This is a genomic window from Endozoicomonas sp. SESOKO4 (genome assembly GCF_024606275.1).
Genome location: NZ_JAHHPS010000404.1, coordinates 1 through 1,409, shown reverse-complemented (window position 1 = coordinate 1,409; position 1,409 = coordinate 1). Strand labels below are relative to the sequence as shown.

Below are 1,409 nucleotides of genomic sequence, written 5' to 3'. Positions count from 1 at the left end.
GACCAACACTCTCGATAAAATACTGAAAGAAGCAGACGACGCCTTGTATCAGGCCAAGCACTTGGGCAAGAACAGAGTCTGTCGGGCATCTTCCTGTGCAGATATGCGGCTATCGGCTCATGAACCAGAGAAAGGTTAACAGCTCGCGAGATAAGAGATTACAAAACGCTTATCCTAAGACGTAAATCTACATATACTGAACCATCATACTGAGACTTTAGAATTAAGAAGTGCTCCCCTGCCAAAAAAAGCGAAATATACGACAATGACCGCCCCTTTCAGTCGCTGGCGACAGCAACGGAATGATGACGAACTCCAGCTTGAAGAACGCGATTTGAACTGGCTGGAGAAAGTGGCACGCGCTCCTCATCAGGAGCCCTGGAGTGTCACTGTAATGCAGTACGCCTGGACTGCAGGTCCGGTCACACTTCTGGCCGCCTTTGCAGGCTACTATATTGCCTACGGCACCATGATGCCGTTGGACAGAACCCTTTATTTCGTTGGCTATTCCATTGTTGCCATTGGTCTGGGTCTGTTCACCAAGCTGATTTACGACGTTACCCACGGCCGACGGATCAATCAAGACAAAAACAACCTGCTCAGCATCATCGACCGAATTCCCGAAGTCATTTATGTAGTGCGCGACCTGGCCCAACGTAATATGGCCAAAGATGCACGTCGCATCCACTCTGCCGGTATTCTTTTGCAAAAGTTCGATCTTGGCCCGGAATGGATATCAGCAGCCATTGAAGATATTACGGGTGACCCTGATCTGGCCCGCAAGGCTGAACAGATTGAAATATTCCGCAGGGCCGGCCTTTATCATAGAATGCGTGACATTGTCCACGAAGTCTCCGAAGACACGGAGCGTTATCATAACGAACTCAAAGAACTTCACCCGCGCATAGCCCAGGCGCTCAAAAACAGATTAAGCGGTATCGTGGCCAGACCCCATGAAGGACAAACCAGGGAGCCTCTGTTCATTGAGCGGATTCTCACTGCCAGTGAGCGGGACAATGAAGAAATAATGACCCTTCACGATGTCGAGGAAATACTCATATTATGCTTCGAGCTGATTTGCGGGCGCAAAATTTCCTGGCTTAAAATTGAGTATACCGGTCGCTGGGACCTGGCCAAGGCTCTGGACAAGCTCGAGGAAGAACGCAATGGTTTCCGGATCAGCCGGGCCAGGGTTTACTCCCGCCTCAAGGCCCTGGCGACCTGGCTCCATAATGTTGATATCCAGAATGGCATTATTACCGATCACGGCCTGAGCCCCCCGAAGTTAGTGGCTGCGGTCAGGGAGTCACTCGACAATCTCAGTTTGCAGGTTCTTCAGGCCGGAGAACTGACCCATAAAACCGGCAAACACGTTATAGCCCTTAACATAAAACGCAAGCAACTCGATA

1 pseudogene is annotated in these 1,409 nt (G+C 50.2%); it reads left to right on the top strand.

Annotated elements, in window-relative coordinates:
- Nucleotides 1-265: 265 nt before the first annotated feature.
- A pseudogene (locus tag KDK16_RS07915) lies at nucleotides 266-1,409 on the top strand (hypothetical protein); the annotation flags it as partial.